The organism is Streptomyces sp. NPDC053541 (assembly GCF_044544705.1).
GTDB lineage: Bacteria > Actinomycetota > Actinomycetes > Streptomycetales > Streptomycetaceae > Streptomyces.
Genome location: NZ_JBITXM010000009.1, coordinates 138,820 through 163,353 on the forward strand (window position 1 = coordinate 138,820; position 24,534 = coordinate 163,353).

The following is a 24,534-nucleotide window of genomic DNA, read 5'->3' on the forward strand; positions in this document are numbered from 1 at the left end:
TTCCTCTGTGTGTTCATCCCGCGGCAATGGCGGAGTAGGTCCAGACGTCGGCCGGAATGTCGTGCTGGAGCTTCCATGTGATGCCCATCGGCCGGCTTCCCCGATGCTCGACGTACTCGGCCGGGCCTAGCAGCATCCAGGGCTGAGGGCCTCCGATGTCGGTCTTCTTGTAGCGGCGGACGAAGAGCAGGACATGAGAGCCGCCCGCCTTGTGGGTCTGGTAACGGACCCCCGTCGGGGACGTCTCAGACGTCTGATGCTGGGACTCCCAATGGAAGAGGGTGTCGCTCAGCGCGTAGTCCCGATAGCGCGTTTGTGGGGAGAAGTCCTTCTCGTCCTTCTCCAGGGTGATGAGCAGGGCATCCGTCTGGATGTCCTCGCACCACCTGACGCCCTCACGGAAGTGCCCCGGCATGAGACCCCCGAGGAAGGACTGGCTCAAGGCCGGCAGGATCTCTTCACGGCTGTACGAGGCGTGGACCGTGAGGGGAAGGTCGGCGAGGGGGCCAAGGAGAGGGATGGGAGCGTGGTCGGTGCGGTCGAGGACGTGCGCCAGGACCTGGCGGAGTTCGCTCCGGAACGCGTGCTGCGGCTTGAGGAGGTCAAAAGCCGCCTGGTAACTGGCGTGTTCGCCCAACGGCCAGAGGGAGAAGTAGAACATGCGGGCGTAAGCCCGCTGGCGCACGTCGAGCTCCCGGTAGGCGGGCGCATCGTCATCAAGGAGTCGTGTGTAGATGGCCACACGCTGGGGGTCGTCGACGTGGAGGAAGGCGGAGGCCCGCTTCAGGAGGGCGACTTCGCCTTCCGGCCCCGTGGCGGGGAGCAACTTCGCTCGGCGCAGGAGCCCGGTCCACGAGTTTCCGCTGCCGCGGTAGATCTCCTTGAGCTCCCGGCCGCTCTCTCGGAGGTACGTAGAAAGCCGCGGCTCGCCGTACTGGGCCACCTCGCGCGCCAACTGCGTGACGTTCACGCTGATCTGGCTACGGATGTTGTCGATGATCACCTCCTTGGCCTTTGACTCCAAGATGATCTGACACCCGGACGGCAGCTGCGGGAATTCGTGCTCCACGCTGTTCAGGAGACGGTTACGTGTGAGGTTGGTCAGGGCGCGGAACTGTTCCTCGAAGCGGAACTCCTTGCGGTGCTGACCGATGAAGTCCAGCACGGTCAATACCGCCTTGTCCTCTGTACGCCGTAGCCCCCGGCCCAGCTGCTGGAGGAAGACGGTGGCGCTGGAGGTGGGTCGCAAGAGCAGGAGGGTGTCCACATCGGGGATGTCCAAGCCCTCGTTGAAGAGGTCGACAGAGAAGATCACCTGGATCGTGCCCGCCCGGAGCGCGTCCAGGGCTCCCTTCCGCTCCTCCTGGGGGCTCTCTCCGGACAGTGCGACAGCCTGGAGGCCAGCGCGTCGGAAGAAGTCCGCCATGTAGCGGGCATGGGCGATCGAGACGCAGAAACCGAGGGCGCGCATCGCCCCCGGGTCCGCCACCTTGTCCCGTACGGCTTTGACGACGAGGCGTGCGCGAGCGTCGTTGCCGGTGAAGAGCTCGCTGAGTGCCGAGGCCTCGTAGGCCCCTCGCTTCCACGTGACCGCACTGAGGTCCGTGTTGTCACTGATCCCGAAGTAGTGGAACGGGCTCAGGAGATCGTTCTCCAGTGCCTCCCACAGGCGCATCTCCGCGGCGATGCGTCCGTCGAAGAACTCGTCCTGGACGTTTCGTCCGTCCATCCGTTCGGGTGTCGCGGTGAGACCGAGGAATTCGACCGGACGGAAGTGGTCGATGATCCTCCGGTAGGTCGACGACACCCCATGGTGGAACTCGTCGATGACGATGACGTCGAAGTGATCGGCAGGCAACTGCTCCAGCCGCTGGGCACTGAGCGACTGCACGCTCGCGAACACGTGGTGCCAGGCGTCAGGCACGAGACCACTGTGCAACTCCTCGCCGAAGTTGGCGTCGACCAGTACGTCTTGGTACGTGCGCAGGGACTGCCGCAGGATTTCCTGCCGATGCGCCACGAATAGCAGCCGTAGGTCGCGGCCGTGCCGCTGACGGAGCCGCTTGTAGTCCAGGGCCGCCATGACAGTCTTACCCGTGCCGGTTGCCGCTACGAGGAGGTTGCGGTGGCGACCGTGGACCTCGCGCTCCACCTCGAGTCGCTCCAGCATGTCCCGCTGGTGGGGGTACGGACGTACCTCCAGACCGGAGAGGGTGATGCGCTGTTCCGCAGAGGACCCCTGGCGTCTGCCGGCTGCCGCGAGCGCTTCGTGGAGCCGCGCTCCGTCCCGGTCGGGGTCGTAGGGCTCGAAGGCGGGGTCGTTCCAGTAGGCATCGAAGGTGGCCTCGAACTTGCGGATGACGTCCGGTGTGGCGACGGACGACAGACGCACGTTCCATTCGAGTCCGTCGAGCAGCGCGGCCTTCGACAGGTTGGAGCTGCCCACGTAGGCGGTGTCATAGCCGCTCTCGCGGCGGAACAGCCACGCCTTGGCGTGCAGGCGCGTGGAGCGCAGCTCGTAGTTGACCTTGACTTCCGCGTTGAACCGCCGGGTCAGGCGGTCCAGAGCGGCCCGCTCCGTCGCACCGATGTAGGTCGTCGTGATGACCCGGATGGGGACACCACGCGCGTGTGCCGCTTCGAGCGACTGCTCGATGACCCGAAGCCCGTGCCACTTCACGAAGGCGCAGAGCAGGTCGACGCGGTCGGCCGTGGCCAGTTCGGCGCGCAGTTCGAACCCGAGGTTGGGGTCTTCGGAAGCGTTGGTGATGAGAGCGGCTTCGGCCAGGGGCGTCGCGGGACGGATCGCGTACGTTCCGGCGTCTCGTTCGGAGACGGCGAGGAGCTGTCGGGGGCCCTCGGCGATCAGGTCGACCCATTCCTGGGCGCCCTCGATGCTGTTCATCGATTCGAGGATGTGGTTGGCCGCGTAGACGCGTTCCCCCTGCGGCAGATCTGCCAGAACCCGCCGCACGGTGTCGGCCACATGTCGGGAGAGGACCGAAGGCGAGGATTCGGGACCAACGGCGCCATCTGTCGTCTGCCAGCCGCGTTCGACGAGCGCCTTGAGCTGCGTTTCGAGTCGCGTGGTCACCAGTTGCTCGTAGAGTCCCGAAGCCGGTTCGCTCGGGTTCGGCAACCCGCTCATCTCTGTCCCCTCCCTGATCAGCCCCACCCATTCGTACCAGGGACTCCAGGGTGGGGCCGACAGAGAGGGCACTGTGTCGTCAAGTACCGGGCTACTCCGCCCCGTGGCACCCCCCATACGCCCGCCCCGACCCGCACCAGCACTTCGCGCCGCGGGCCGGGGGCCAGGGGGTGGCGCGGCCGCGGGCGGCGAGGGTGGTGGCGTATTGGGGGAGGAGGGCCGGGTTGGCGGGGGTGGAGGATTCCGAGGCGGCGAAGGCCTCGTAGGAGGGGACCGTGGCCGGGACGATGCCCAGGTTCGGGGTGCCGGACTGGGCCAGTTCGCGGAGGGAGGCCTCGATGTCGGTGAGGTGGGCCGTGTACGTGGGGTACTCCGCCTCCAGCTCCGGGTAGGCCGCGAGGAGCTCGTCGAGTTCCGGTTCCGGCCAGTGGAGGACGGCGACCGGGAAGGGGCGGGACAGGGCCGTGCGGTAGGAGCCCAGTTCGGAGCGGAGGCGGGTGATCTCGGCACGCAGCTCGGCCGGGTCCGAGGAGCCGAGGGCCCACAGGCGCTTCGGGTCGTGCAGTTCGTCCAGCGGGACCTCCGCCGTGTGGAGGCGGTCCGCCAGGTCGTCGTGGGCGTCGTGGGGGAGGGCCAGCATCCGGCGCACCCGGTGGCGGCCCGACAGCAGGGACTGCAGCGCGTAGGAGACCTCCTCGCCCGGCGGCACGAGCAGCCCGGCCGCCTCCGAGAAGGCCGCCTCCGCCGCCTCCAGCTCGTCGTGGGACTCCAGGGTCTCCGCCACGATCTCCCACGGCGCCGGCTCCTGCGGGCGGGCCCGCCGGACGCCGTCGATGATCGCGCGGGCCTCGGCCTCGTGGCCGTACTCCCAGAGGTTGGCCGCCTTGAGGGACCTGATCAGGAGCGGGTTGGCCGGCTCGCCGGCCAGCAGGTCGTCGTAGAGGGAGGTGGCCCGCTCGCGCTCGCCCGCCAGCTCCAGGTGGGCGGCGGCGCGCAGCAGCAGCGGTTCGCGGTCCTCCGGGTACTGCCCCGCGGTGCGGAGCAGACGCTCGGCTTCGGTGGTGTGGTCGGCAGGCGTGTCGGGGCGCATGTCGTCCACCGTACTGCTGTACGCCCCTGGAGAGTTGGCGCTCCACGGCTTATCGTGCCCGCCGTGCGAGCGACGAGGCGCGGCCGGGTCCCGGTCGTCGTGCAGACGCCGCGCGGCCGCCGGCGCCGCGGGCCCGCCGCCCGCGCCCTCTGGCTCTCCGCCGAAACCCTCGTCACCTGCGGCGTTCTCGTGCTCCTCCTCGTCGTCCACCAGCTCTGGTGGACCAACGAACAGGCCCGCGCCCAGGCCGACCGGCAGGTGCGCAACCTCGAACGCGCGTGGGACTCCTCACCCCTGCCGGAGCCCACGGTGGAACCCGTGCCGGAACCCCTGCCGGAATCCCCGGGCCCGCCGCCCGCCGAGACCGCCGAGCCCGAGGCGCCCGCGGCGACCCGAGCCGCCCCGCCCGAGGAAGACGCCGCCTACGCCGTCCTCCGCATCCCCCGCCTCGGCCTCACCGTCCCCGTCGCCCCCGGCGTCAGCCGCCGCGGCGTCCTCGACCGGGGGTACGTCGGCCACTACCCCGGCACCGGCGCCCCCGGCCGGACCGGGAACTTCGCGCTCGCCGGGCACCGCAACACCCACGGCGAGCCCTTCCGGCACCTCGACCGGCTCCGGCCCGGTGACGCGATCACCGTCCGCACCCGCGAGGGCACCTCCACCTACCGCGTCGACCGGATCCTGCCGGTCACCTCGCCCCGCGACGTCGGCGTCATCGCGCCCGTGCCCCGCTCGCTGTACAAGCCGGAGTACGGCTACGACCGGCCCGGCGCCTACCTCACGCTCACCACCTGCACGCCCGAGTTCACCTCCACCTACCGCCTCGTCGTCTGGGCCAGGCTCGTCACCACCGCGCCCAGCAGCCCCAGCGCCGCCGAGGCGAACAGCGCCGCGTAGGGGCCGGCCGTCGACAGGGCGAGGGCCAGCGCCACACCCGCCGAGGAGCCGATGTAGCGGGCCGTGTTGTTGGCGCCGGAGCCCATCGCCGCCCGCTCCTGCGGTACGGAGTCCACGGCGAGCCGCGGCAGTGCGGCGTTCAGGAGGCCGCTGCCCACGCCCGCGACGAGCAGCCCGGGCAGCAGGCGCGGGACGGACCCGCCCTCCAGGGAGCCGTACAGCGCGAGCACTCCGGCGGTGGACAGGAGGAAGCCGAGGACGAGCTGGTACGGGGCGGAGATCCGCCCGGCGAGCCGCCGCACCTGGAGCGCCACCACGAACGCCGTGCCCGACCACACCAGGAACAGCCACGCCGTCGTCAGCGGCGCCATGCCCGCGCCGTGCTGGAGCAGGGCCGGCAGCACGCTGAAGAAGCCGATCACGGCGAGGCCGGTGAACAGCGCGCCCGCCGTCGCCGCCCGGAACGCCGGGCGCCGCAGCAGCGCCAGGTCGATCATCGGCGCCCGTACGCGCCGCTCGACGCGTACGAAGAGCGCGGTCAGGGCGACGGCCGCGAGCAGCAGCAGCCCCACCCGCGGACGCAGCCAGCCGTCCCGCCCGAGGGTCAGCGCGGTGAGCGCGGCGGCCAGCGCCAGGCCCAGGGCGAGGGCGCCGGTCAGGTCGGCCCGGGTCCGGTGCGGCGCCCGCGACTCGGCCAGGGCGCGCGGCCCGAACGCCGCCACCACCAGCAGGCCCGCCGCGAGCACCCCGTACGCGAGCCGCCACGCGGCCAGGCCGCCCACCTCGCCCAGGCCGCTCAGCCCGCCCGCGAGCAGCGGCCCGAGCGCGATGCCCGCGCTCACGAACGCGCCCCACACCCCCGTGGCCCGGATCCGCGCCGCTCCGCCGGGGTGGGCCTGGGCGATCAGGCCGAGGCTCGCGGCGAGCACGGCCGCGCTCGCCGCGCCCTGCGCGACCCGGGCCAGGGTGAAGGTGAGCGTGGAACCGGCCAGGGCACCCAGGGCCGTGGTGCCGCCGAGGGCGAGGGTGCCGAGCAGGAAGACCCGGCGCCGGCCGTGCGCGTCGGCCAGGCTGCCGGCGACGAGCAGCAGTACGGCGAGGCCGAGCGGGGTGCCGTTGAGCAGCCAGGCCTGCGCGGCGGCCGGGGTCCCGAAGGCGGCCGTCATCGCGGGCAGGGTCAGCATCGGCGCCGTGTAGTTCATCAGCGTGAGCGCGGTGGCGGCGCTGGTGACGGCGAGCGTCGCACCGGGGCGGGGCGCCCCCCGCCCCCGGGCGGGCCCACCCGACGAGCGGGCGGACGAGGAGGGCCGATGGGCAGGGGTGCGGGCGCTGGCCTGGGCGGGGGTCTTGGGCATGCCGGGACCTCGACGGTGTTGGTTCGGTCATTGAACCTTGCGGCTCCGCTCACCGTACCAGTGCCAGTTCAGTGAATGAACCCTCCCGCTACACTCGTTCCATGGCCCTCGGCAAGGACTACGCGACCCAGCAGTGCTCCATCGCCCGCGCCCTGGAGGTGATCGGCGAGCGCTGGACCCTCCTCGTCGTCCGCGACGCCTTCTACGGCGTGCGGCGCTACAGCGACTTCCTCGCCCACCTCGGCGCCCCCCGCGCCGTCCTCGCCGGCCGCCTCCAGGCCCTCGTGGAGGCCGGCGTCCTCGACAAGCGGCGCTACCAGGAGTCCCCGGCGCGCGACGAGTACGTGCTCACCGAGCGCGGCATCGGCCTGTGGCCCGTCCTGCGCTCCCTCGGGCGCTGGGGCCGCGAGCTGCCCGATACCCAGCCCATGCGCCACTTCCACCACGTCGACTGCGGCACCGAGCTCGGCCCGTACGGCGAGTGCCCGGCCTGCCGGATCCCGGTCCACCCCGCCGACGTCGAGATGCGGCCCGGCGCCGGACTCGCCCCCGACCCCGCCGACCCGGTCAGCCGCGCCCTCCTCGCCCCCCGCCGCCTCCTCGTCCCCCTGGAGCTCGATCCGGCGTGACGGTCGATCCGGTGTGACGGCCGGTCGGGCGTGACGGTCGATCCGGTGTGACGGCCGGTCGGGCCGGACGACCGATCCTGTATAACGTCATTACGGTCGTCAGTACGGTCGTCATCCCGTCCGTACGTCGTGACGGCGTCACCCGGAAGGAGGAAGGCATGGCCCGCGGGCCCCTGCTGCGCGTCCTCGCGCCGCTCCTCTTCCTCCTCGCCCTCGCCGACATGCTCTTCACCGACGGGGTCGGCAGCGGTGCCGGCGCCGGAGCCGGCATCTCCGCCGCGTTCGCCGTCGCCGCCGGCGCCTTCCTCTGCGCCCTGATCGGCGGCGGCCGTACGGCCCTGCCCGTACCGCCCACCCGCGTGCGCACCGCCCTGCGCGACCGCGCCCGGCGCACCGCCTTCCTGCCGCAACGCGACCCCGACGCCGCGGGCCGCCGCAGGCCCAGGGCGCCCGGCCGTCCCCTCCCGACGGCCGCGTAGGGCACCCCCTCCAGCACCACGGGCTCAGCCCTCGACGCGGATCCGTCCTGCCGAAAAGTCCCCTTTTCCCGGCACGACGAGACCCCACGGAGGGCTCCCATGTCCGTTTTCGCCAGCCTGGTCGAGCAGCTCGCCGACCTGTTCCACCCGCTGTTCGCCGGCGCCTCGACCGCCGCCGCCATCGTCGCGTTCACGATGGCCGTACGACTCGCCGTCCACCCCCTCTCCCGCGCCGCCGCCCGCGGCCAGAAGGCGCGCGTCCGGCTCGCCCCGCAACTCGCCGAGCTGCGCAGGAAGCACGCCAAGAACCCCGAGCGCCTGCAGAAGGCGGTCATGGAGCTGCACGCCAAGGAGAAGGTCTCGCCCTTCGCCGGCTGCCTGCCGAGCCTGCTCCAGGCGCCCGCCTTCTTCCTCATGTACCACCTGTTCTCCAGCGGGCGGATGTCCGGGCACAGCCTGCTCGCCGCCCCGCTCGGCGGGCGCTACGCGGACGCGCTGGGCGACGGCGGGGTGTTCGGCCCGGCCGGGCTGGTCTACCTCGTGCTCTTCGCGATCGTCGGCGCCGTCGCCACGTACACCTACCTCCGGACGAAGAAGCAGCAGGCCCTGAACCCGGTGCAGCCGGTGGCCGACGACCAGCCCGGGGCGGCGGCCATGGCCGCCATGACCAAGTACCTCCCGCTGCTCTCCTTCGCGACCCTGATCTCGGTCGCCGTCGTCCCGCTCGCCGCCGCCCTCTACATCGTCACCAGCACCACCTGGACCGCCGTGGAGCGCGCCTTCCTCTACCGCGACGTGCCGGCGGCCGGCGCCCTCGCGCCCAGCGTCTGAGTCCAGCGCCGTATACCGATGAGTAAGGGTCCAGTCTGTGAACGGGGTCTTGCACAGCGAACCGAACTCTTGGAGGATCGACCAATCCTCCGATGGCCGCACTCCATCGGCCGGGGCACACCGAGGCCCGCCTCGCCGGGCCGCCTCGACCAGAGGCACGACCTGAGGAGAACACCATGAAGCTGCTGCGCGTCGGCCCGGCCGGGGCCGAGCGGCCCGCCCTGCTGGACCAGGACGGGACGCTGCGCGACCTGTCCGCGCTGGTCGAGGACATCGACGGCGCGCTGCTCGCCGACGGCTCCGCGCTCGACCGGATCCGCGCCGCGCTCGGCGCGGGCGTGCTGCCCGCGCTCGACCCGGCCGGGCTGCGGATCGGCCCGCCGGTCGGCCGGATCGGCAAGGTCGTGTGCATCGGGCTGAACTACCACGGGCACGCCGCCGAGACCGGCCAGCCGACCCCCGCAGAGCCCGTCGTCTTCCTGAAGGCCGCCGACACCGTCGTCGGCCCGGACGACACCGTGCTCGTGCCCCGCGGCTCGGTGAAGACCGACTGGGAGGTCGAGCTCGCCGTCGTCATCGGGCGCACCGCCCGCTACCTGGAGACCGACGAGGAGGCCCTGGCCCACGTCGCCGGCTACGCCGTCGCCCACGACGTCTCCGAGCGCGAGTTCCAGATCGAGCGCGGCGGCACCTGGGACAAGGGCAAGAACTGCGAGACCTTCAACCCCCTCGGCCCCTGGCTGGTCACCGCCGACGAGGTGCCGGACCCGCAGGCGCTGGGCCTGCGGCTGTGGGTCAACGGCGAGCTCAGGCAGGACGGGCACACCTCGGACCAGATCTTCCCGGTCGCCCGGGTCGTCCGCTACGTCAGCCGCTTCATGACCCTCTACCCCGGCGACGTCATCAACACCGGCACGCCGGCCGGCGTCGCCATGGGACAGCCGGAGCCCAAGCCGTACCTGCGCGCCGGCGACGTCGTCGAACTGGAGGTCGAGGGTCTGGGAAGGCAGCGGCAGGAGCTGAAGGACGCCTGAACCCGGCCCGGGGGCCGGCGCCCCTCAGGAGCCGTACGCGGCGAGCAGCCGCTCCAGGCCGAGGACGACCAGCGCGTGGTCCTCGGCCTGCGGCAGCCCCGACACGGTGACGGAGCCGATGACCCCGGCGCCCTCGACCGCGATCGGGAACGAGCCGCCGTGCGCGGCATAGCGGTCCGGGTCGAGCCGCGAGGAGGCCTCGAAGGTCGTGCCCTTGGCGCGGAAGCGGGCACCGACCAGGTACGAGCTCACCCCGTACCGCTCGACCACCCGCCGCTTCCGGTCGATCCAGGCGTCGTTGTCGGCGCTCGACCCGGGCAGTGCGCAGTGGAACAGCTGCTGCGCCCCGCGCCGTACGTCGATCGCGACCGGCGCGCGCCGCTCCCGGGCCAGTGCGACCAGGATCGTGCCGAGCGTCCAGGCGTCCTCGTACGTGAAGTGGGGCAGGACCAGCGCCGCCTCCTGGGCCGCCAGTTCGTCCAGCCGGTCCGGGTGCCCGTTGCCCATTCCCGTCCCTGTGCCCGTGCCCGTGCCGGTCACAGGCTCACCGCCACGCCCTCGCGGGCGGAGAGGCGCGCCGCCTCCAGGACGTCGAGCGCCGCCGCCGCCTCGTGCGCCGTCACCGGGTTCGCGCCGGTGCCGCGCAGGGCGGCGGCGACGGCCTCGTAGTACGCCGGGTAGGCGCCCGGCAGGGTCTCGACGGGGGTGCCGCCGCCGGTGAGCGGGGACTCTCCGGCGCCGAGCCGGCCCCACAGCTCCTCGGGCTCGACGCCCCACGGGGTGCCGGGCTCGGGCCGCAGGCCCTCGCGGAGCGCCGCCTCCTGCGGGTCGAGGCCGTACTTCACGTAACCCGCCGTGCGGCCGAGCACCCGGAAGCGCGGGCCGAGCTGCGCGGTGGTCGCGCTCGTCCACAGGTGGGAACGGACGCCGTTCGCGTGCGTGACCGCGATGAAGGTGTCGTCGTCCGCCTCGGCGCCGGGGCGGCGCACGTCCGCCTCGGCGTAGACGCGCACGGCCGGGCCGAAGAGGACGAGGGCCTGGTCGACCACGTGGCTGCCGAGGTCGTAGAGCAGTCCGCCGATCTCCTCGGGCGCGCCCGACTCGCGCCAGCCGCCCTTGAGCTGCGGCCGCCAGCGCTCGAAGCGGGACTCGAAGCGCTGGACCTCGCCCAGGGCGCCGTCGGCGAGGAGCGCGCGGAGCGTGCGGAAGTCGTTGTCCCAGCGCCGGTTCTGGAAGACGGAGAGCAGCAGTCCGCGCTCCTCGGCGAGCGCGGCCAGGGCGCGCGCCTCGGCGGCGGTGCCGGCCAGCGGCTTGTCCACGACCACCGGAAGGCCCGCCTTCAGGGCGGCGGTGGCGACGGGGACGTGCGTCTTGTTGGGGGAGGCGACCACGACCAGGTCGAGTGCGTCGGCGCGCGCGAGGAGTTCCTCGGCCGAGCCCGCGACCCGCACGCCCGGGTGCTCGGCGCGGGCCTGCGCGGCGCGCTCCGGGTTGCCGGTGGAGACCGTGTCCAGGACCAGGTCGGGGGAGGCGGCGATCAGCGGGGCGTGGAAGACGGAGCCGGCCAGGCCGTAGCCGACGAGGCCGACGCGGAGCGGGGTACGGGGGGAGCTCATGGGAACCACTTTGGCAACGCTGTTGCTGAAGTGCAAGCGACCGGCACAATGGGCAGGTGAACAGGGACCAGGGGAGCGGAGCCGCGCGCGGCAGGACCACCGGAACGGGGGCCGGTCCGGGGCCGGGTCCAGGTGCGGGTCCGGGTCCAGGGCCGAGTATGGGTACGAACCCGGGGGCGGCGGACCTGTCCGGCGGGCGGCGCGGCGGGGTCAACCTCCCGGCCCTGCGCAGCCACAACGCGGCGCTCGTCCTCGACCTGCTGCGCACCGCCGGGGAGGCCGGGGTCAGCCGGCTGGAACTGGCGGACCGGACCGGCCTCACCCCGCAGGCCGTCAGCAAGATCACCGCGCGGTTGCGGGAGGAGGGGCTGGTCGCCGACGCGGGCCGCCGCGCCTCCACCGGCGGCAAGCCGGCCATGGTGCTGCGGCTCGTCCCCACGGCGGCGTACGCGGTCGGGCTCCACCTCGACCGCGACGAGCTCACCGCCGTCCTGCTCGACCTCGCGGGCGCGCCCGTCGCCGTCCGCCGCGCCCCGCTCGACCTCGGCGCGGGCGCCGAGCCGGTCCTCGCGGCGGCCCGCGCGGAGGTCGCCGCCCTGCTCGCCGCCGAGCCGCCCGAGCCGCCCGAAGGGGTCAAGGGGGACAAGGGCGGCAAGGGCGGTTCCCCCGTCCTCGGGGTCGGCGTCGCCATGCCCGGCCCCCTGGACCACCGCAGCGGGCGGCCCGGGCGGGTCACCGGCTTCCCCGAGTGGGACGGGTTCCCGCTGCGGGAGGAGCTGGAGCGGCGGCTCGGCCTGCCCGTCGCGCTCGACAAGGACACCAACGCCGCCGCCCTCGGCCTCGCCCGCCGCCCCGGCGCACCCGGCTCCTTCGCCTATGTGCACCTCGGTACGGGCCTGGGCGCGGGTCTCGTGCTCGGCGGGGCGGTGCTGCGCGGCGGCCGCACCGGCGCCGGGGAGCTGGGCCACCAGACCGTGCAGCTCGACGGGCCGCGCTGCGACTGCGGCGGGCGCGGCTGCCTGGAGGTGCTGTGCCTGGCCGCCCTGGCCCGCGGCGACCTGGCGGAGGCGGCCCGGGTGCTCGGCACCGGCGCCGCCAACCTGGTCCGGCTGCTCGACGTCGACCGGGTCCTGCTGGGCGGCCGGGCCGTGCTCGCCGCGCCCGAGGTCTTCGCGCACGGCGCCCGCGAGGTGCTCGCCGGCCTCGGGCTGCCCGCCGCCGTCGAGACCGTGACGGGCCCGACGGCGGTCGCGGACGGGGCGGCGCAGCTGGTCCTGGCGCCGGTGTTCGGCACGTAGGGCCGGTCCGGCGGATCAGGGGCGGCCAGGCCCTGGTGGCCGGGCCGGGGACCAGGGGCCCGGGCCCGGGGCCCGTACCCCCGCCCCGTACCGCTGTGAAAATACGCTGATCGGGCGGAATGTGCGCCCCGTCCGGACCCCGCCGCCGCGTCGCTGCCCCGGGCGCCCGCCGGTGCGTGGCAGCGTCGCGGGCGAGCCGTACGTCCGCACGTCCGCGAGCAGCAAAGGCACCGGGACCGACCATGCGACCGATGCGCACGAGCAGTACCGCCGTCTCCCTCGCCGCGCTCACCGCGGCCTGGGCGGGAGCCCTGGCCGCCGCGCCGGCGGAGGCCACGGCCGGCGCGCCCGCGGCACCGGCCTGCGGGGCGGCGGGGGACAAGGACTTCCCGCTGACCACCCGGATCCACGGCGGTCCCGAGGAGTACCCGGCGGGCGGGGAGCCGCGGACCTGGAGCCTGGACCTGACGAACACCACCGCCGAGCCGTGCCGCGACGTGCACCCGGTCCTCGTGCTCGCCGACCGGGACAAGGTGCTCCAACCCGGGCAGATCCGGGCCGAGTTCTACGACGCGGGGGCGCGGCTCTGGCGCCCGGTGGCCTTCGAGCGCACCGAACGGGCCGAGAGCGTGGGCGTGTTCGAGGGGCCGGAGCTCCAGGCCGCGCCGAAGCGCCCGACGCCCGTCGTGCCGGCCGTGCCCGCCTTCGACGGGTTCGCGGTGCCCGCGGGCCGCACCCTCACCGTGCCCGTGCGCCTCGCCTTCGGCGCCGACGCCGCGCCCGACGAGGTCACGGTCAGCGCCGCCGTCGTGCAGCGGCGCGGCGAGGACGGCGACTGGGTGGGCGAGTCCGGCGCGTACCGGCTGACGATCGCCCCCGCCGACCCCGGCGCGGCCGACCCGGACGCGGAACCGGCCACCCCCACCGACCCGCCCCCCGACCCGGCCGCCCCCGTCCGTCCGCCCTCCGGCACCCCCGACCCGGCCGGGACCACCGCCCCCGGAACCGGCACCGCCGACCCGGACCGGCCCGAACTCGCCAGCACCGGACGGCAGGAGTCCGCCGCGAGCACCGCCCGGAACGCCGCCCTCCGCCTCGCCCCGCTGGCCGCGGCCCTGCTCGCCACCGGCGCCACCCTGATCGTCCTCGCCCGCCGCGCACGGCGCCGCTGAGCCGGCCGGCCGGCGCCCCCGGGTCACCCTCCGTACACCTCCGCGTTCACCGCGGTCTGCGACGATCACCGGATGAGCAACATGAACAGCATGGGCGACCCGGGCGCGCCCATCCGCTCCGGCATCCCCGAGCACGGGCGCATCCCGAAGTACTACGCGGTGAAGGCGAGGGTCGCCGAACTCGTCGACGAGCTGGGGGAGGGCGGGCTGCTGCCGACCGAGCGCGATCTCGCCGTGCGGTACGAGGTCTCGCGCGAGACCGTCCGGCAGGCGCTGCGCGAGCTGCTGCTCGAAGGGCGGCTGCGGCGGCAGGGACGCGGCACCGTCGTCGCCGGGCCCAAGCTGGAGCAGCCGCTGTCGCTCGCCAGCTACACCGAGGGGGTGCGCCGCCAGGGCCGCACCCCGGGGCGGGCGCTCATCTCGCTCGACCGCTTCCCGTGCCCGGCCGAGCTGGCGCCCCAGGTGGGCGTGGCGGCCGGCGAGCCGGTGTGGCACATGGAGCGGGTGCTGCTCGCCGACGAGGAGCGGGTCGGCCTGGAGAGCACGTACGTCTCGGAGGCCCGCGCACCGCGCCTGGACACCGAGTTCGACCCGGACTCCTCCTTCTACGCCTATCTCCACGAGCGGCTCGGGGTGGTCTTCGGTGACGCCGACGAGCGGATCGAGACCGTGCTCGCGACCCCGCGCGAGGCGCTGCTCATCGGCACCCCGCCCGCGCTGCCGATGCTGCTGCTGCACCGCGTGTCCCGGGACACCGACGGCCGTCCGCTGGAACGGGTGCGCACCCTCTACCGCGGCGACCGCTTCAGCTTCACCGCCCACCTGGGTCGCCAGGAATAGCGCCTTCCAGGCCCTCTTTCGCCTTCCGCCGCCTCCCGTCGCCTTCCACCGCCTCCTCTCCGCCCCGGCTCGCCCTCGACCCTGACATCACAAAAAGGTAACGGGTCTAGTCCAAGCTTGGCGGTCCGTTCACCGTCCCGTCGCCACCCCGACCGGTCCGGGCCATCCACCGCCCCGACCGTGAACGGCATGAAGGTGATAGTCGTCGGAGCCGGCGTCGTGGGAACCATGCACGCCTGGCAGGCAGTCGAACGCGGCCACGAGGTCGTCCACATCGAGCGGGAGGCCGAGGCGCGCGGCGCCTCCCTCCGCAACTTCGGCCAGATCTGGGTCAGCGGGCGGGCCGGCGGGGAGGAACTGGACACCGCCCTGCGCGCCCGCGAGCTGTGGGAGGGCATCGGCGCCCGCGTCCCGAAGCTCGGCTTCCGGGCCATCGGCTCGCTCACCCCCGTCCGCGGCGCGCTCGAACTCGGCGTCGCCGAGGCCGCGGTGGCCCGGGACGACGCCGCCGCCCGCGGCTACAAGCTGCTCACCCCAAAGGAGGCCCGGGCGGTCAACCCGGCGCTGCGCGGCGCCTTCGACGCCGCCCTGTGGTGCGAGCGGGACGCCGCCGTCGAGCCGCGCACCGCCCAACTCGCGCTCCGCGAAGCCCTCCTGGCCTCCGGCCGCTACACCTTCCTGCCGCACCGCGAGGTCCGCGAGGTGGTCGGCGAGCACGCGGTCCGCGACGACCACGGCGACGTCCACACCGGCGACGCCGTCGTCCTGTGCACCGGCGCCTGGCTGTCCGGCCTGGTCCGCGAGGTCGCCGGCGAGGTGCCGGTGCGCCGGGTCCGGCTCCAGATGATGCAGACCGACCCGCTCGGCGAGCCCCTCACCACCTCCGTCGCCGACGCCGACTCCTTCCGCTACTACCCCGCCTACGCCTCCGCCGCCCTCGACGCCCTCAACGCCGGCCAGGCGCAGGACCCGACGGCCGCCGCCCACAAGATGCAGCTGCTCATGGTGCAGCGCCTCGACGGCGGACTGACCATCGGCGACACCCACGAGTACGAGTACCCCTTCGCCTTCGACACCGTCGAGGAGCCGTACGAACACCTCACGCGCGTGGTCGAGTCCCTGCTCGGCCGCCCGCTGCCGCGCGTGCGCCGCCGCTGGGCCGGTGTGTACGCGCAGTGCACCGACACCACCCGGGTCGTCCACCGCCAGCGGGTGCGCGACGGCGTGTGGCTGGTGACCGGACCCGGCGGCCGCGGCATGACCTGCTCGCCCGCCATCGCCGAGACCACCGCGAACGAACTGGGCTGGTGACACCGATGACCACGACCACGCAGCACAAGCTCGTCGTCCTCGACATGGCGGGCACCACCGTCGCCGACGACGGCCTCGTCGAGCAGGCCTTCACGGCCGCCGCGACCCGCCTCGGCGAGGACCCGGCCACCATGATCGACCACGTCCGCGCCACCATGGGCGAGTCCAAGATCTCGGTCTTCCGCCACCTCTTCGGCAGCGACGAACAGCGCGCCCGGCAGGCCAACCTCGCCTTCGAAGCGGCCTATGCCGAGCTCGTCGCCGCGGGCAGGATCGCCCCCGTCGCCGGCGCCGCCGAGACCATCGCCCGGCTCCAGGAGCAGGGCCGCACCGTCGTCCTCACCACCGGCTTCGCCCGGCCCACCCAGGACGCCATCCTCGACGCCCTCGGCTGGCGGGACCTCGTCCCGCTGACCCTGTGTCCCGCCGACGCGGGCGGCCGCGGCCGCCCCTACCCGGACATGGTGCTCGCCGCCTTCCTGCGCACCGGCGCCGTCGACGACGTCCGCCGGATCGTGGTCGCCGGCGACACCTCGTACGACATGCTCAGCGGCGTCCGCTCCGGCGCCGGGATCGTCGCCGGCGTCCTCACCGGCGCCCACGACGAGACCGCGCTCACCGCGCACGGCGCCACCCGGGTGCTGCCCTCGGTCGCCGGACTCCCCGCCCTCATAGGGGAGTACGAGGAGCGCACGGCATGACCGGCGGCATCCGCTTCGACGGCGTCACCGTCCGCTACGGCGGCCACACCGTCCTCGACTCGCTCGACCTCACCGTCGAACCCGGCGAGGTCATGGCCCTCCTCGGCCCCTCCGGCTCCGGCAAGACCACCGCCCTGCGGGCCGTCGCCGGCTTCGTCCGGCCGGTCGCCGGACGGGTCCTCATCGGCGACCGCGACGTCACCGCGCTCCCGCCGTACCAGCGGGGCATCGGCATGGTCGTGCAGCAGTACGCCCTCTTCCCGCACATGCGGGTCGAGGACAACGTCGCCTTCGGCCTCAAGGCCCGGCGCGACCCCAGGGTCCCCAAGGCCGAGATCCCCGGCCGGGTCGCCGAGGCCCTGGAGATGACCGGCATGTCCGCCTACGCCCGGCGCTACCCGCGCGAGCTGTCCGGCGGCCAGCAGCAGCGCGTCGCCATCGCCCGCGCCCTCGCCATCCGCCCGAACGTGCTCCTCCTCGACGAGCCGCTGTCCGCGCTCGACGCCCAGCTGCGCTCCGGGATGCTCGCCGAACTCGCCCGCCTGCACCGGGAACTGCCCGAGGTCTCCCTCCTCTACGTGACCCACGACCAGGTCGAGGCGCTCACCCTCGCCGACCGGATCGCCGTCATGGACCAGGCCCGGCTCCAGGACTGCGGCACCCCGCAGGAGCTGTACCGCAGGCCCCGCACCGAGTTCACCGCCTCCTTCGTCGGCAACGCCAACCTCCTCCCGGTCGTCGTCGGCGCCGACCGCGCCGGCGTCCGCCTCGACGACGTCCCGCTCGACGTGCCGGTCGGCGACACCGCCCTGCCCGGCGCCGGCGCCACCCTCTGCGTCCGCCCCCATCTCGTCGGCCTCGGCCCCGGGCCCAACGCGCTCACCGGCCGCGTCGCCGAGGTCCAGTGGCGCGGCGCCACCCACCGCCTGTACGTGGAGGTCGGCCCGGCCCGCCACCGCGTCAAGGCCGACGTGCGCGAGCTCCGGGAGACCCCGGCCCTCGGCGACGAGGTCACGCTGCACTTCGCCCCCGAGGACGCCGTCCTGCTGGCCGCGGGGGTGAACGATGGGTAGCCGGGCCGCGGGACTCGTCGACGCGCCGCCCGCCGAGCACCGCCCGCCCACGGCGCCCACAGCCGCGCCCGGGCGGCCGGACCGGGGGACCGGCCGGCGGACGCCCGCCTGGCTCTGGGCCGCGCCGCCCGTGCTCGCGCTCGGCGTCGTCTTCCTCTACCCGCTCGCGCTCGTCGTCCGGGAGTCGCTCGCGCCCGGCGCGTACGCCCGGGTCTTCGCCTCCGAGTCCTTCCGCGACGCGCTCGTCACCACCGTGTGGCTGGCCGCGGCGGCCACCGCCGGCTGTCTCGTCCTCGGCTGCGTGCTCGCCCTCGTCATCGCCTTCGTGCCCTTCCCCGGCGCCCGGGCCGTGGCCCGGTTCATCGACGTCTTCCTGTCCTTCCCGTCCTTCCTCATCACGCTCGCCCTGCTGTTCCTGTACGGCACGGTCGGCGTGGCCAACGGGCTGTGGACCGACGTCACCGGAGCCGCCGAGGGCCCCTTCCGGTTCCTCACCACCCCCTGGGGCGTCCTGCTCGCCGAGATCACGTACTTCACGCCCTTCGTGATGCGCCCGCTGCTCGCCGCCTTCGCCCAACTGGACACCGCCCAGCTGGAGGTGGCCTCCTCGCTCGGCGCCCGCCCGCTGCGGATCGTGCGCCGGGTGATCCTGCCCGAGGCCCTGCCCGCCCTCGCGGCCGGCGGCAGCCTCGTCCTCGTCATGTGCCTCAACGAGTTCGGCATCGTCCTCTTCACCGGTGCCAAGGGCGTCACGACCCTGCCCATGCTCGTCTACGGCAAGGCCGTCCTCGAGTCCGACTACGCGGCGGCCTGCGTGGTGGCCGTCGTCAACGTGCTGATCTCCGTGGGCCTCTACACGATCTACCGGGCGGTGAGCCGACGTGCTGGTGCATAGCCGGGCCGGGCGCTGGGGCGCCTGGGCCCTCTTCGCGGTCCTCTTCGTCCCCCTCTTCGCCCTGCCGCTCCTCGTCGTCCTCGCCGCCTCCTTCGCCACCCACTGGTCCGGCGCCCTCCCGTCCGGCCCGACCACCGCCCACTACACGGCGGCCGTCCGCGGCGAGTCCCTCCAGGCCCTCACCACCAGCCTGGTCACCGCGCTCACCGCGAGCGTCCTCGCGCTGGCCACCGGCACCTGGGCGGCGCTCACCGCCGCCGCGCTGCGCAAGCGCGGGCGCCGGGTGCTCGACGCGCTGTTCGTGCTGCCGGTCGCGGTGCCCTCGGTCGTCGTCGGCCTCGCCGTCCTGGTGGCCTTCTCGCAGCCGCCGCTGCTCCTCAACGGCACGCGCTGGATCGTGATCCTGGCGCACACCGTTCTTGTCACGGCGTTCGCCCACCAGTCGGTCTCGGCCGCCATCCTGCGCCTGGACCCGATGTACGAGCAGGCGGCCGCCAGCCTCGGCGCCCGCCCCTCGTACGTCCTGTTCCGGGTGCGGCTGCCCCTCCTGCTGCCGTCGCTCAACGCGGCGGCCGGCCTCTGCTTCGCCCTGTCCATGGGCGAGTTGAGCGCCACGATGATGCTCTACCCGCCGGACTGGCTGCCGCTGCCCGTGCTCGTCTTCACGGCCACCGACCGCGGCTCGCTCTTCACGGGCTCGGCCCTCGCCGTGGTCCTGATGGCGGCGACCCTGCTCGTCCTGCTCGCCGTCTCCCGCATCCGCACCAAAGCCTCGTACCGCTAGCACCCCCTTCCGTCAGGAGAGAACGACGTCATGCTTACGTACGCCAAGCCGCTCGCCGCCGCCGCCGGCTGCCTCGCCCTCGCCACCGCCCTCACCGCCTGCGGCGGCTCCACCGCCGCCGCCGACGAGAAGGTCGTCACCGTCTACAGCGCCGACGGCCTCAAGGGCGAGGCGGGCGACGGCTGGTACGACAAGGTCTTCAAGGACTTCGAGAAGCGGACCGGCATCAAGGTCGAGTACGTCGAGGGCGGCTCCGGCGAGATGGTGCAGCGCGCCGCCCGCGAGAAGAGCAACACCCAGGCCGACGTGCTCGTCACCCTGCCGCCCTTCATCCAGCAGGCCGACTCCAAGGGACTGCTCCAGGCCTACACCCCCCAGGGCGCCGACCAGGTGGCCGGCGGCGACAAGGCCGCCGACGGGAAGTGGACCTCCGTCGTGAACAACTTCTTCGGCTTCGTCCACAACAAGAAGGAGCTGACCACCCCGCCCACCACCTGGGAGGACCTGCTCGACCCGAAGTACAGGAACAAGCTGCAGTACTCCACCCCCGGCGTCGCGGGCGACGGCACCGCCGTGCTGATCAAGGCGATGCACGACTTCGGCGGCGAGGAGCCGGCCATGGAGTACCTGAAGAAGCTTCAGGCCAACAACGTCGGCCCGTCCTCCTCGACCTCCAAGCTCGCCCCCAAGGTCGACAAGGGCGAGATCCTGGTCGCCAACGGCGACGTGCAGATGAACTTCGCCCAGTCCGCGTCCATGCCGAACCTCGCCATCTGGTTCCCCGCGAAGCAGGGCGGCAAGCCCACCACCTTCGCCCTGCCCTACGCCGCCGGCCTGGTGAACAAGGCCCCGCACGCCGACAACGGCAAGAAGCTGCTCGACTTCCTGCTGAGCGAGCAGGCCCAGCGCGAGGTCAGCTCCATCGGCGGCGGCTTCAGCGTCCGCAAGGACGTCAAGGCCACCGACGCCAACGCCATCGAGCTGGCGAAGCTGATGAACGGGGTCGAGGTCTTCGAACCGGACTGGAAGGACATCGACACCAACCTCACGTCGTACGTGGACGCGTGGAAGTCCGCGACCGGCAGCTGAAAGTTCACCGCGCGACCCTTTCCCCGCCCGGGAATGTCGCGGAAGGATAACGGGTACGGACCAAACCTCGCGCGCGCTCAACGCCCCTGGGAACCAGGGGCGTTGACGCGTGCCCCGCTCTCGCCCCTCCCGGAGGAACCGCATGCCGCTCAGCACCGGCATATCCCGCCGCACCGTCCTCGCCGCCGCCGGAGCCGGCGCGGCCGTCGCCGCCACCGGCCTCGCCACCGCCCCCGCCGCCCGGGCCGCGACGACCCCCGTCCTGCCGAACGGCACCAGCAAGGACAAGGTGCTCGTCGTCGGCATGGACGGACTGCGCCACGACCGCATCGACGCCGCGAAGGCCCCGCACCTCAAGTCGCTGATGGCGGGCGGCACCTACGGACGCTCGCTGCTCTACGCCAACCCGATGGCCGCCACCTCCTCCGGCCCCGGCTGGTCCACCATCTCCACCGGCGTCTGGCCCGACAAGCACGGCGTCAAGGACAACACCTTCACCGGCCGCAACTACGCCGCCCACCCCGGCTTCCTCGCCCGCCTGCACCAGGTCCGCCCCGACCTGTCCCTCTTCGCCGCCGTCGACTGGCCCGAACTCGACACCTACGGCACGGTCACCCCCGGCGCCGACGCCAAGCTCGTGTACAACAACGACTACGCGGTCAACGACGCCCTGATCACCGACGCCACCGAGGACATCCTCCGCAACCAGAACCCCGACGTCCTCTTCGTCTACTTCGGCGAGACCGACGAGATCGGGCACTCCTACGGCGCCGCCAGCCAGAAGTACCTCGACGCCATCGACGTCCAGGACGCCCACCTCGGCCGCCTGCTCGCCGCGATCCGGGCCCGCCCCGCGTACGCCACCGAACGCTGGACCGTCATCGTCGCCACCGACCACGGCCACACCGACGCCGGCGGCCACGGCGGCTCCAGCATCGAGGAGCGCCGCACCTTCGTCCTCGCCCAGGGCCCCGGCATCGCGGCCGGCGCCCGCCCGCTCGACACCCGGCTCGTCGACGTCGCCGCCACCGTCTTCCGCCAGCTCGGCATCACCCCCGACCCGGCCTGGGGCCTCGACGGCAAGCCGATCCAGGAACGCACCACCGACCCCTTCGACACCCTCCAGTCCGCCCTCACCGGCCGCGTCGACGAGACCGGCATCCCGACCGGCGTCCTCGGCTTCACCCACACCGCGCCCAGCGGCTGGTCCGTCATCAACAACGCCATGGGCACCGGCGGCACGACCGAGTGGCGCGGCTGGTCCTTCGCCACCGACGAGTTCTGGTCCCGCACCCAGCGCGACCAGTGGCGGGAGCTGAACGTGCGCGCCCGCGGCGTCTTCGCCGTCGCCGACTCCGACGAGTGGGCCGACAAGACCTTCTCCGGCACGTACGACTCCACCCTGGTCAGCCCGGCCCACCCGGTCACCGGCGCGAGCCGGGTCACCCTCGACTTCACCACCCACTACCGCCAGGAGGGCGCCCAGACCGCCCAGGTCCTCGCGAGCTTCAACGGCGGCACCCCGACCGTCGTGAAGTCGTACACCGCCGACGTCGTCTCCCAGCCCCAGTCGGTCACGGTGAACGTCCCGGCCGGCGCCTCCACCGTCAGCTTCCGCTTCCGTTACACCGGTTCCAACAACTGGTACTGGGTGATCGACGGGGTCAGGGTCAGCACTTCCTGACCTACGCTGGGGGCGTCGCCACAGCGTCGTCGCGTCGCCCCCAGCACACCGTTCGTCACGTACGGCAGGAGTCCCGCACCCATGGCAGAGCGCAAGCCGATCGAATCCTGGCTCACCGACATGGACGGCGTCCTCATCCACGAGGGCGTGCCGATCCCCGGCGCCGACGCGTTCATCACCAAGCTGCGGGACACCGGGAAGCCCTTCCTCGTCCTCACCAACAACTCCATCTACACCGCGCGGGACCTGCACGCCCGGCTCGCCCGCATGGGCCTCAACGTCCCCGTCGAGAACATCTGGACCTCGGCGCTCGCCACCGCCAAGTTCCTCGACGACCAGCGTCCCGGCGGCACCGCGTACGTCATCGGCGAGGCCGGCCTCACCACCGCCCTGCACGACATCGGCTACGTGCTCACCGACCACGACCCCGACTACGTGGTGCTCGGCGAGACCCGCACGTACTCCTTCGAGGCCATGACCAAGGCGGTCCGGCTGATCAACGCCGGCGCCCGCTTCATCTGCACCAACCCCGACGAGACCGGCCCCTCCCTGGAGGGCCCGCTGCCCGCCACCGGCTCCGTCGCGGCGCTGATCACCAAGGCGACCGGCAAGGAGCCGTACTTCGCGGGCAAGCCCAACCCGCTGATGATGCGCACCGGCCTCAACGCGATCGGCGCGCACTCCGAGACCAGCGCCATGATCGGCGACCGGATGGACACCGACATCCTGGCCGGCCTGGAGGCCGGCATGCAGACCTTCCTGGTGCTGACCGGCCTGACCACCCAGGCGGAGATCGACCGCTTCCCCTTCCGCCCCTCCAAGGTCGTGAAGTCGATCGCGGACCTCGTCGAGCGGATCTGAGTCCGCGCAGGTGGGGGCCCTGTCGGGCCCCCTGCGGATGCGAACCGACCCGAATCGGGTGACCCTGCCAGTACCAGGAGGTCACCATGCGTTCAGGTCCCATCGCTCTCCGTGCCGCCGGGGCGGCCGTGGCTCTGGTGCTCGCACCGCCCGTCGCGGGCACCGCGCTCGCCCACGACGGCGTCCGGGCCACCGTCACCCCGGCCGCCGCCGCCCCCGGCGCCGACGTCGACGTGCGCGTCACGGGATGCAAGGGCACCACCGGCGCGGCCAAGTCCGCCGCCTTCGTGGCCGACGCGGAGCTCACCGGCCGGGACGGCGGAAAGAACCCGCTCTTCGGTGACACCACCCTGAAGTCCGGACTCGAGGACGGCACCTACAAGGTCACCGTGACCTGCGACGGCCACGACCACGCCGACGTCGGCACGGTCCAGGTCCGCCGCCACCCCGAGCCGAGCCACCGCCCCACCCACCAGCCGACCCACCGCCCCACCCACCAGCCGACCCACCAGCCCACGCACCAGCCGACCCACCACGCCTCCCCGGTCGCCCCGGTCCGCGCGGGCGGCGGTGGCGCGGCGGCCGCCTTCGCCGCGCCCGCGGCCCCCGGCGTCGCCCAGACGGCGGACGAGGCCGGCCTCGGCACCCCGTACACCCTCCTCGGCCTCGGCATGGCCGCCCTCGCGGCCGTCGCCGTCGCCCTCCGCAGCGCCCGCCGGCGCGGCGGCACGGGCCAGGGCACGGACTGACCGGGCGGGCCGGGTGTCCTCCGGGCGCGCGCTGACCGGCACGGCCTGGGCCGTGCTCGTCCTCGGCCTCTGGGTCTGGGGAACGGACGCCCGCCAGGGCCCGGCCCACGGCTCGGCACCGACCACCGGCGACATCGCCGCCGTCGGGCGCCCGCCGGGCGTGGCACTGCCCCCGGCGCACGCCCCGCTCGACCCGGTCGAGCCGCGCCGGGTGGACATCCCCTCGGTCGGCATCTCCGCCCCCGTCGTCGCCCGCGGTCTCGACCCGGACGGCGCGATCGACCCGCCGCCCTTCGCGATGCCGCGCACGGTCGGCTGGTACGCCGCCGGCACCCGCCCCGGCGCCCCCGGCGCCGCCCTCCTGGTGGGCCACGTCGACACCGACACCCGCCCCGCCGTCTTCTACGGCCTGAGCGCGGTGCGCCCGGGGGCGCGGGTGTCCGTGACCCGTTCGGACGGAAGCGTCGCGGAATTCACGATCGACGAGGTGGACGTGCTCCCCAGGGACGGCTTCGACCCCCGCCGGGCCTACGGCCCGCGCGAGCCGGACCGCGCGGAGCTGCGCCTGATCACGTGCGGCGGCGACTTCGACCGGGAGACGGGCGCGTACACGGCGAACGTGGTGGTGTCGGCGTATCTGACGGGCACCGGCGGTCGCTGACCTGCGGCTGACCTGCTGACCTGCGGATGATCCGGGGGAGACCGGGGCCGGCCGGCGGGGCGTGAGCGCCGGCCGCCGGCCGGGCCGGTCCTCGACCGCGTGCTCACGGGCCGCGGGAGGAGCCCGGAACCGCCGCGGGAGGTCGGGTTCCGCTCACTGTAGGAAACGGGACCGGGAGACGGGAAGACGACCGAGGCCCTTCACCATGCGGTGAAGGGCCTCGGCCTTTCGCGTGCGCCGCCAGGGACTCGAACCCCGGACCCGCTGATTAAGAGTCAGCTGCTCTAACCAACTGAGCTAGCGGCGCCTGCTGACAGAGATAACTCTACAGGACGCC

General features: G+C 73.5%; 23 protein-coding genes and 1 tRNA gene. 18 read left to right on the plus strand and 6 right to left on the minus strand.

What is annotated here, in order from left to right; all coding sequences use genetic code 11:
• Positions 1-13 precede the first annotated feature (13 nt).
• Positions 14-3,148, minus strand: a complete 3,135-nt coding sequence (locus tag ACIGW2_RS23380; protein WP_399845522.1) for a DUF3427 domain-containing protein — start codon at positions 3,146-3,148, stop codon at positions 14-16.
• A gap of 91 nt (positions 3,149-3,239) precedes the next feature.
• Positions 3,240-4,238: a hypothetical protein gene (locus ACIGW2_RS23385; RefSeq protein ID WP_391655685.1), complete on the minus strand. Its 999-nt coding sequence runs from the start codon at positions 4,236-4,238 to the stop codon at positions 3,240-3,242.
• A gap of 63 nt (positions 4,239-4,301) precedes the next feature.
• Here ACIGW2_RS23385 and ACIGW2_RS23390 point away from each other — a divergent pair, with 63 nt between their 5' ends.
• Positions 4,302-5,135, plus strand: a complete 834-nt coding sequence (locus ACIGW2_RS23390; RefSeq protein WP_399845525.1) for a class E sortase — start codon at positions 4,302-4,304, stop codon at positions 5,133-5,135.
• Here ACIGW2_RS23390 and ACIGW2_RS23395 read toward each other — a convergent pair.
• The gene (locus tag ACIGW2_RS23395) at positions 5,054-6,490 is read right to left on the minus strand and encodes an MFS transporter (protein ID WP_399845527.1); all 1,437 of its coding nucleotides are present in this window, start codon (positions 6,488-6,490) and stop codon (positions 5,054-5,056) included. The genes ACIGW2_RS23390 and ACIGW2_RS23395 overlap by 82 nt on opposite strands.
• 101 nt (positions 6,491-6,591) lie before the next feature.
• Here ACIGW2_RS23395 and ACIGW2_RS23400 point away from each other — a divergent pair, with 101 nt between their 5' ends.
• The 4 genes from ACIGW2_RS23400 to ACIGW2_RS23415 all read left to right on the plus strand — a co-directional run bounded on the left by ACIGW2_RS23400 (position 6,592) and on the right by ACIGW2_RS23415 (position 9,463).
• A complete protein-coding gene (locus tag ACIGW2_RS23400) occupies positions 6,592-7,119 on the plus strand; it encodes a winged helix-turn-helix transcriptional regulator (RefSeq protein WP_399845529.1) in 528 nt (175 codons plus the stop codon).
• A gap of 158 nt (positions 7,120-7,277) precedes the next feature.
• Positions 7,278-7,598: a DUF6412 domain-containing protein gene (locus ACIGW2_RS23405; RefSeq protein ID WP_356067939.1), complete on the plus strand. Its 321-nt coding sequence runs from the start codon at positions 7,278-7,280 to the stop codon at positions 7,596-7,598.
• 99 nt (positions 7,599-7,697) lie between these two features.
• On the plus strand, positions 7,698-8,429 hold the full coding sequence (locus ACIGW2_RS23410; RefSeq protein ID WP_391655682.1) for a YidC/Oxa1 family membrane protein insertase: 732 nt from the start codon (positions 7,698-7,700) through the stop codon (positions 8,427-8,429).
• Between the two features lie 176 nt (positions 8,430-8,605).
• Positions 8,606-9,463 carry a fumarylacetoacetate hydrolase family protein gene (locus ACIGW2_RS23415; protein ID WP_391655681.1) on the plus strand — a complete coding sequence of 286 codons (858 nt, stop codon included), beginning with the start codon at positions 8,606-8,608 and terminating at the stop codon, positions 9,461-9,463.
• A gap of 24 nt (positions 9,464-9,487) precedes the next feature.
• Here the strand turns inward: ACIGW2_RS23415 and ACIGW2_RS23420 are convergent, their stop codons facing one another.
• Positions 9,488-9,970 (minus strand): heme-degrading domain-containing protein, encoded by a 483-nt coding sequence (locus ACIGW2_RS23420; protein WP_391655680.1) that lies wholly within the window; start codon positions 9,968-9,970, stop codon positions 9,488-9,490.
• Positions 9,971-9,999: 29 nt separating this feature from the next.
• Complete coding sequence (locus ACIGW2_RS23425; RefSeq protein ID WP_399845533.1) at positions 10,000-11,079, minus strand: Gfo/Idh/MocA family oxidoreductase; 1,080 nt, start codon at positions 11,077-11,079, stop codon at positions 10,000-10,002.
• 158 nt (positions 11,080-11,237) lie between these two features.
• Here ACIGW2_RS23425 and ACIGW2_RS23430 point away from each other — a divergent pair, with 158 nt between their 5' ends.
• From ACIGW2_RS23430 to ACIGW2_RS23490, 13 genes are all read left to right on the plus strand, one after another.
• Positions 11,238-12,377, plus strand: a complete 1,140-nt coding sequence (locus tag ACIGW2_RS23430; RefSeq protein WP_399845535.1) for an ROK family protein — start codon at positions 11,238-11,240, stop codon at positions 12,375-12,377.
• A 251-nt stretch (positions 12,378-12,628) separates the two neighbouring features.
• Positions 12,629-13,549 carry a hypothetical protein gene (locus tag ACIGW2_RS23435; protein WP_399845538.1) on the plus strand — a complete coding sequence of 307 codons (921 nt, stop codon included), beginning with the start codon at positions 12,629-12,631 and terminating at the stop codon, positions 13,547-13,549.
• Between the two features lie 72 nt (positions 13,550-13,621).
• Positions 13,622-14,389 (plus strand): GntR family transcriptional regulator, encoded by a 768-nt coding sequence (locus tag ACIGW2_RS23440; protein WP_391655676.1) that lies wholly within the window; start codon positions 13,622-13,624, stop codon positions 14,387-14,389.
• Between the two features lie 189 nt (positions 14,390-14,578).
• On the plus strand, positions 14,579-15,700 hold the full coding sequence (locus tag ACIGW2_RS23445; RefSeq protein WP_391655675.1) for a TIGR03364 family FAD-dependent oxidoreductase: 1,122 nt from the start codon (positions 14,579-14,581) through the stop codon (positions 15,698-15,700).
• 5 nt (positions 15,701-15,705) lie between these two features.
• A complete protein-coding gene (locus tag ACIGW2_RS23450) occupies positions 15,706-16,401 on the plus strand; it encodes a phosphonatase-like hydrolase (RefSeq protein ID WP_391655674.1) in 696 nt (231 codons plus the stop codon).
• A complete protein-coding gene (locus ACIGW2_RS23455; RefSeq protein ID WP_391655673.1) occupies positions 16,398-17,474 on the plus strand; it encodes an ABC transporter ATP-binding protein in 1,077 nt (358 codons plus the stop codon). Before ACIGW2_RS23450 ends, ACIGW2_RS23455 begins: the two co-directional genes overlap by 4 nt.
• The gene (locus tag ACIGW2_RS23460; RefSeq protein WP_399845541.1) at positions 17,467-18,369 is read left to right on the plus strand and encodes a 2-aminoethylphosphonate ABC transporter permease subunit; all 903 of its coding nucleotides are present in this window, start codon (positions 17,467-17,469) and stop codon (positions 18,367-18,369) included. The genes ACIGW2_RS23455 and ACIGW2_RS23460 overlap by 8 nt, the downstream gene beginning before the upstream one ends.
• On the plus strand, positions 18,356-19,153 hold the full coding sequence (locus tag ACIGW2_RS23465) for an ABC transporter permease (protein WP_399845544.1): 798 nt from the start codon (positions 18,356-18,358) through the stop codon (positions 19,151-19,153). Before ACIGW2_RS23460 ends, ACIGW2_RS23465 begins: the two co-directional genes overlap by 14 nt.
• A 30-nt stretch (positions 19,154-19,183) precedes the next feature.
• Positions 19,184-20,242: a 2-aminoethylphosphonate ABC transporter substrate-binding protein gene (locus ACIGW2_RS23470; protein WP_399845546.1), complete on the plus strand. Its 1,059-nt coding sequence runs from the start codon at positions 19,184-19,186 to the stop codon at positions 20,240-20,242.
• A 142-nt stretch (positions 20,243-20,384) separates the two neighbouring features.
• Entirely contained in the window at positions 20,385-21,926 is a 1,542-nt protein-coding gene (locus ACIGW2_RS23475) for an alkaline phosphatase family protein (protein WP_399845549.1), read from the plus strand.
• 81 nt (positions 21,927-22,007) lie between these two features.
• On the plus strand, positions 22,008-22,787 hold the full coding sequence (locus tag ACIGW2_RS23480; protein WP_356067920.1) for an HAD-IIA family hydrolase: 780 nt from the start codon (positions 22,008-22,010) through the stop codon (positions 22,785-22,787).
• 86 nt (positions 22,788-22,873) lie between these two features.
• Positions 22,874-23,536, plus strand: coding sequence for a PT domain-containing protein (locus ACIGW2_RS23485; RefSeq protein WP_399845551.1), 663 nt, complete (start codon positions 22,874-22,876; stop codon positions 23,534-23,536).
• 13 nt (positions 23,537-23,549) lie between these two features.
• The gene (locus ACIGW2_RS23490; RefSeq protein ID WP_399845554.1) at positions 23,550-24,197 is read left to right on the plus strand and encodes a class F sortase; all 648 of its coding nucleotides are present in this window, start codon (positions 23,550-23,552) and stop codon (positions 24,195-24,197) included.
• A gap of 233 nt (positions 24,198-24,430) precedes the next feature.
• Here ACIGW2_RS23490 and ACIGW2_RS23495 read toward each other — a convergent pair.
• Positions 24,431-24,504, minus strand: a tRNA-Lys gene (locus ACIGW2_RS23495).
• Positions 24,505-24,534 lie beyond the last annotated feature (30 nt).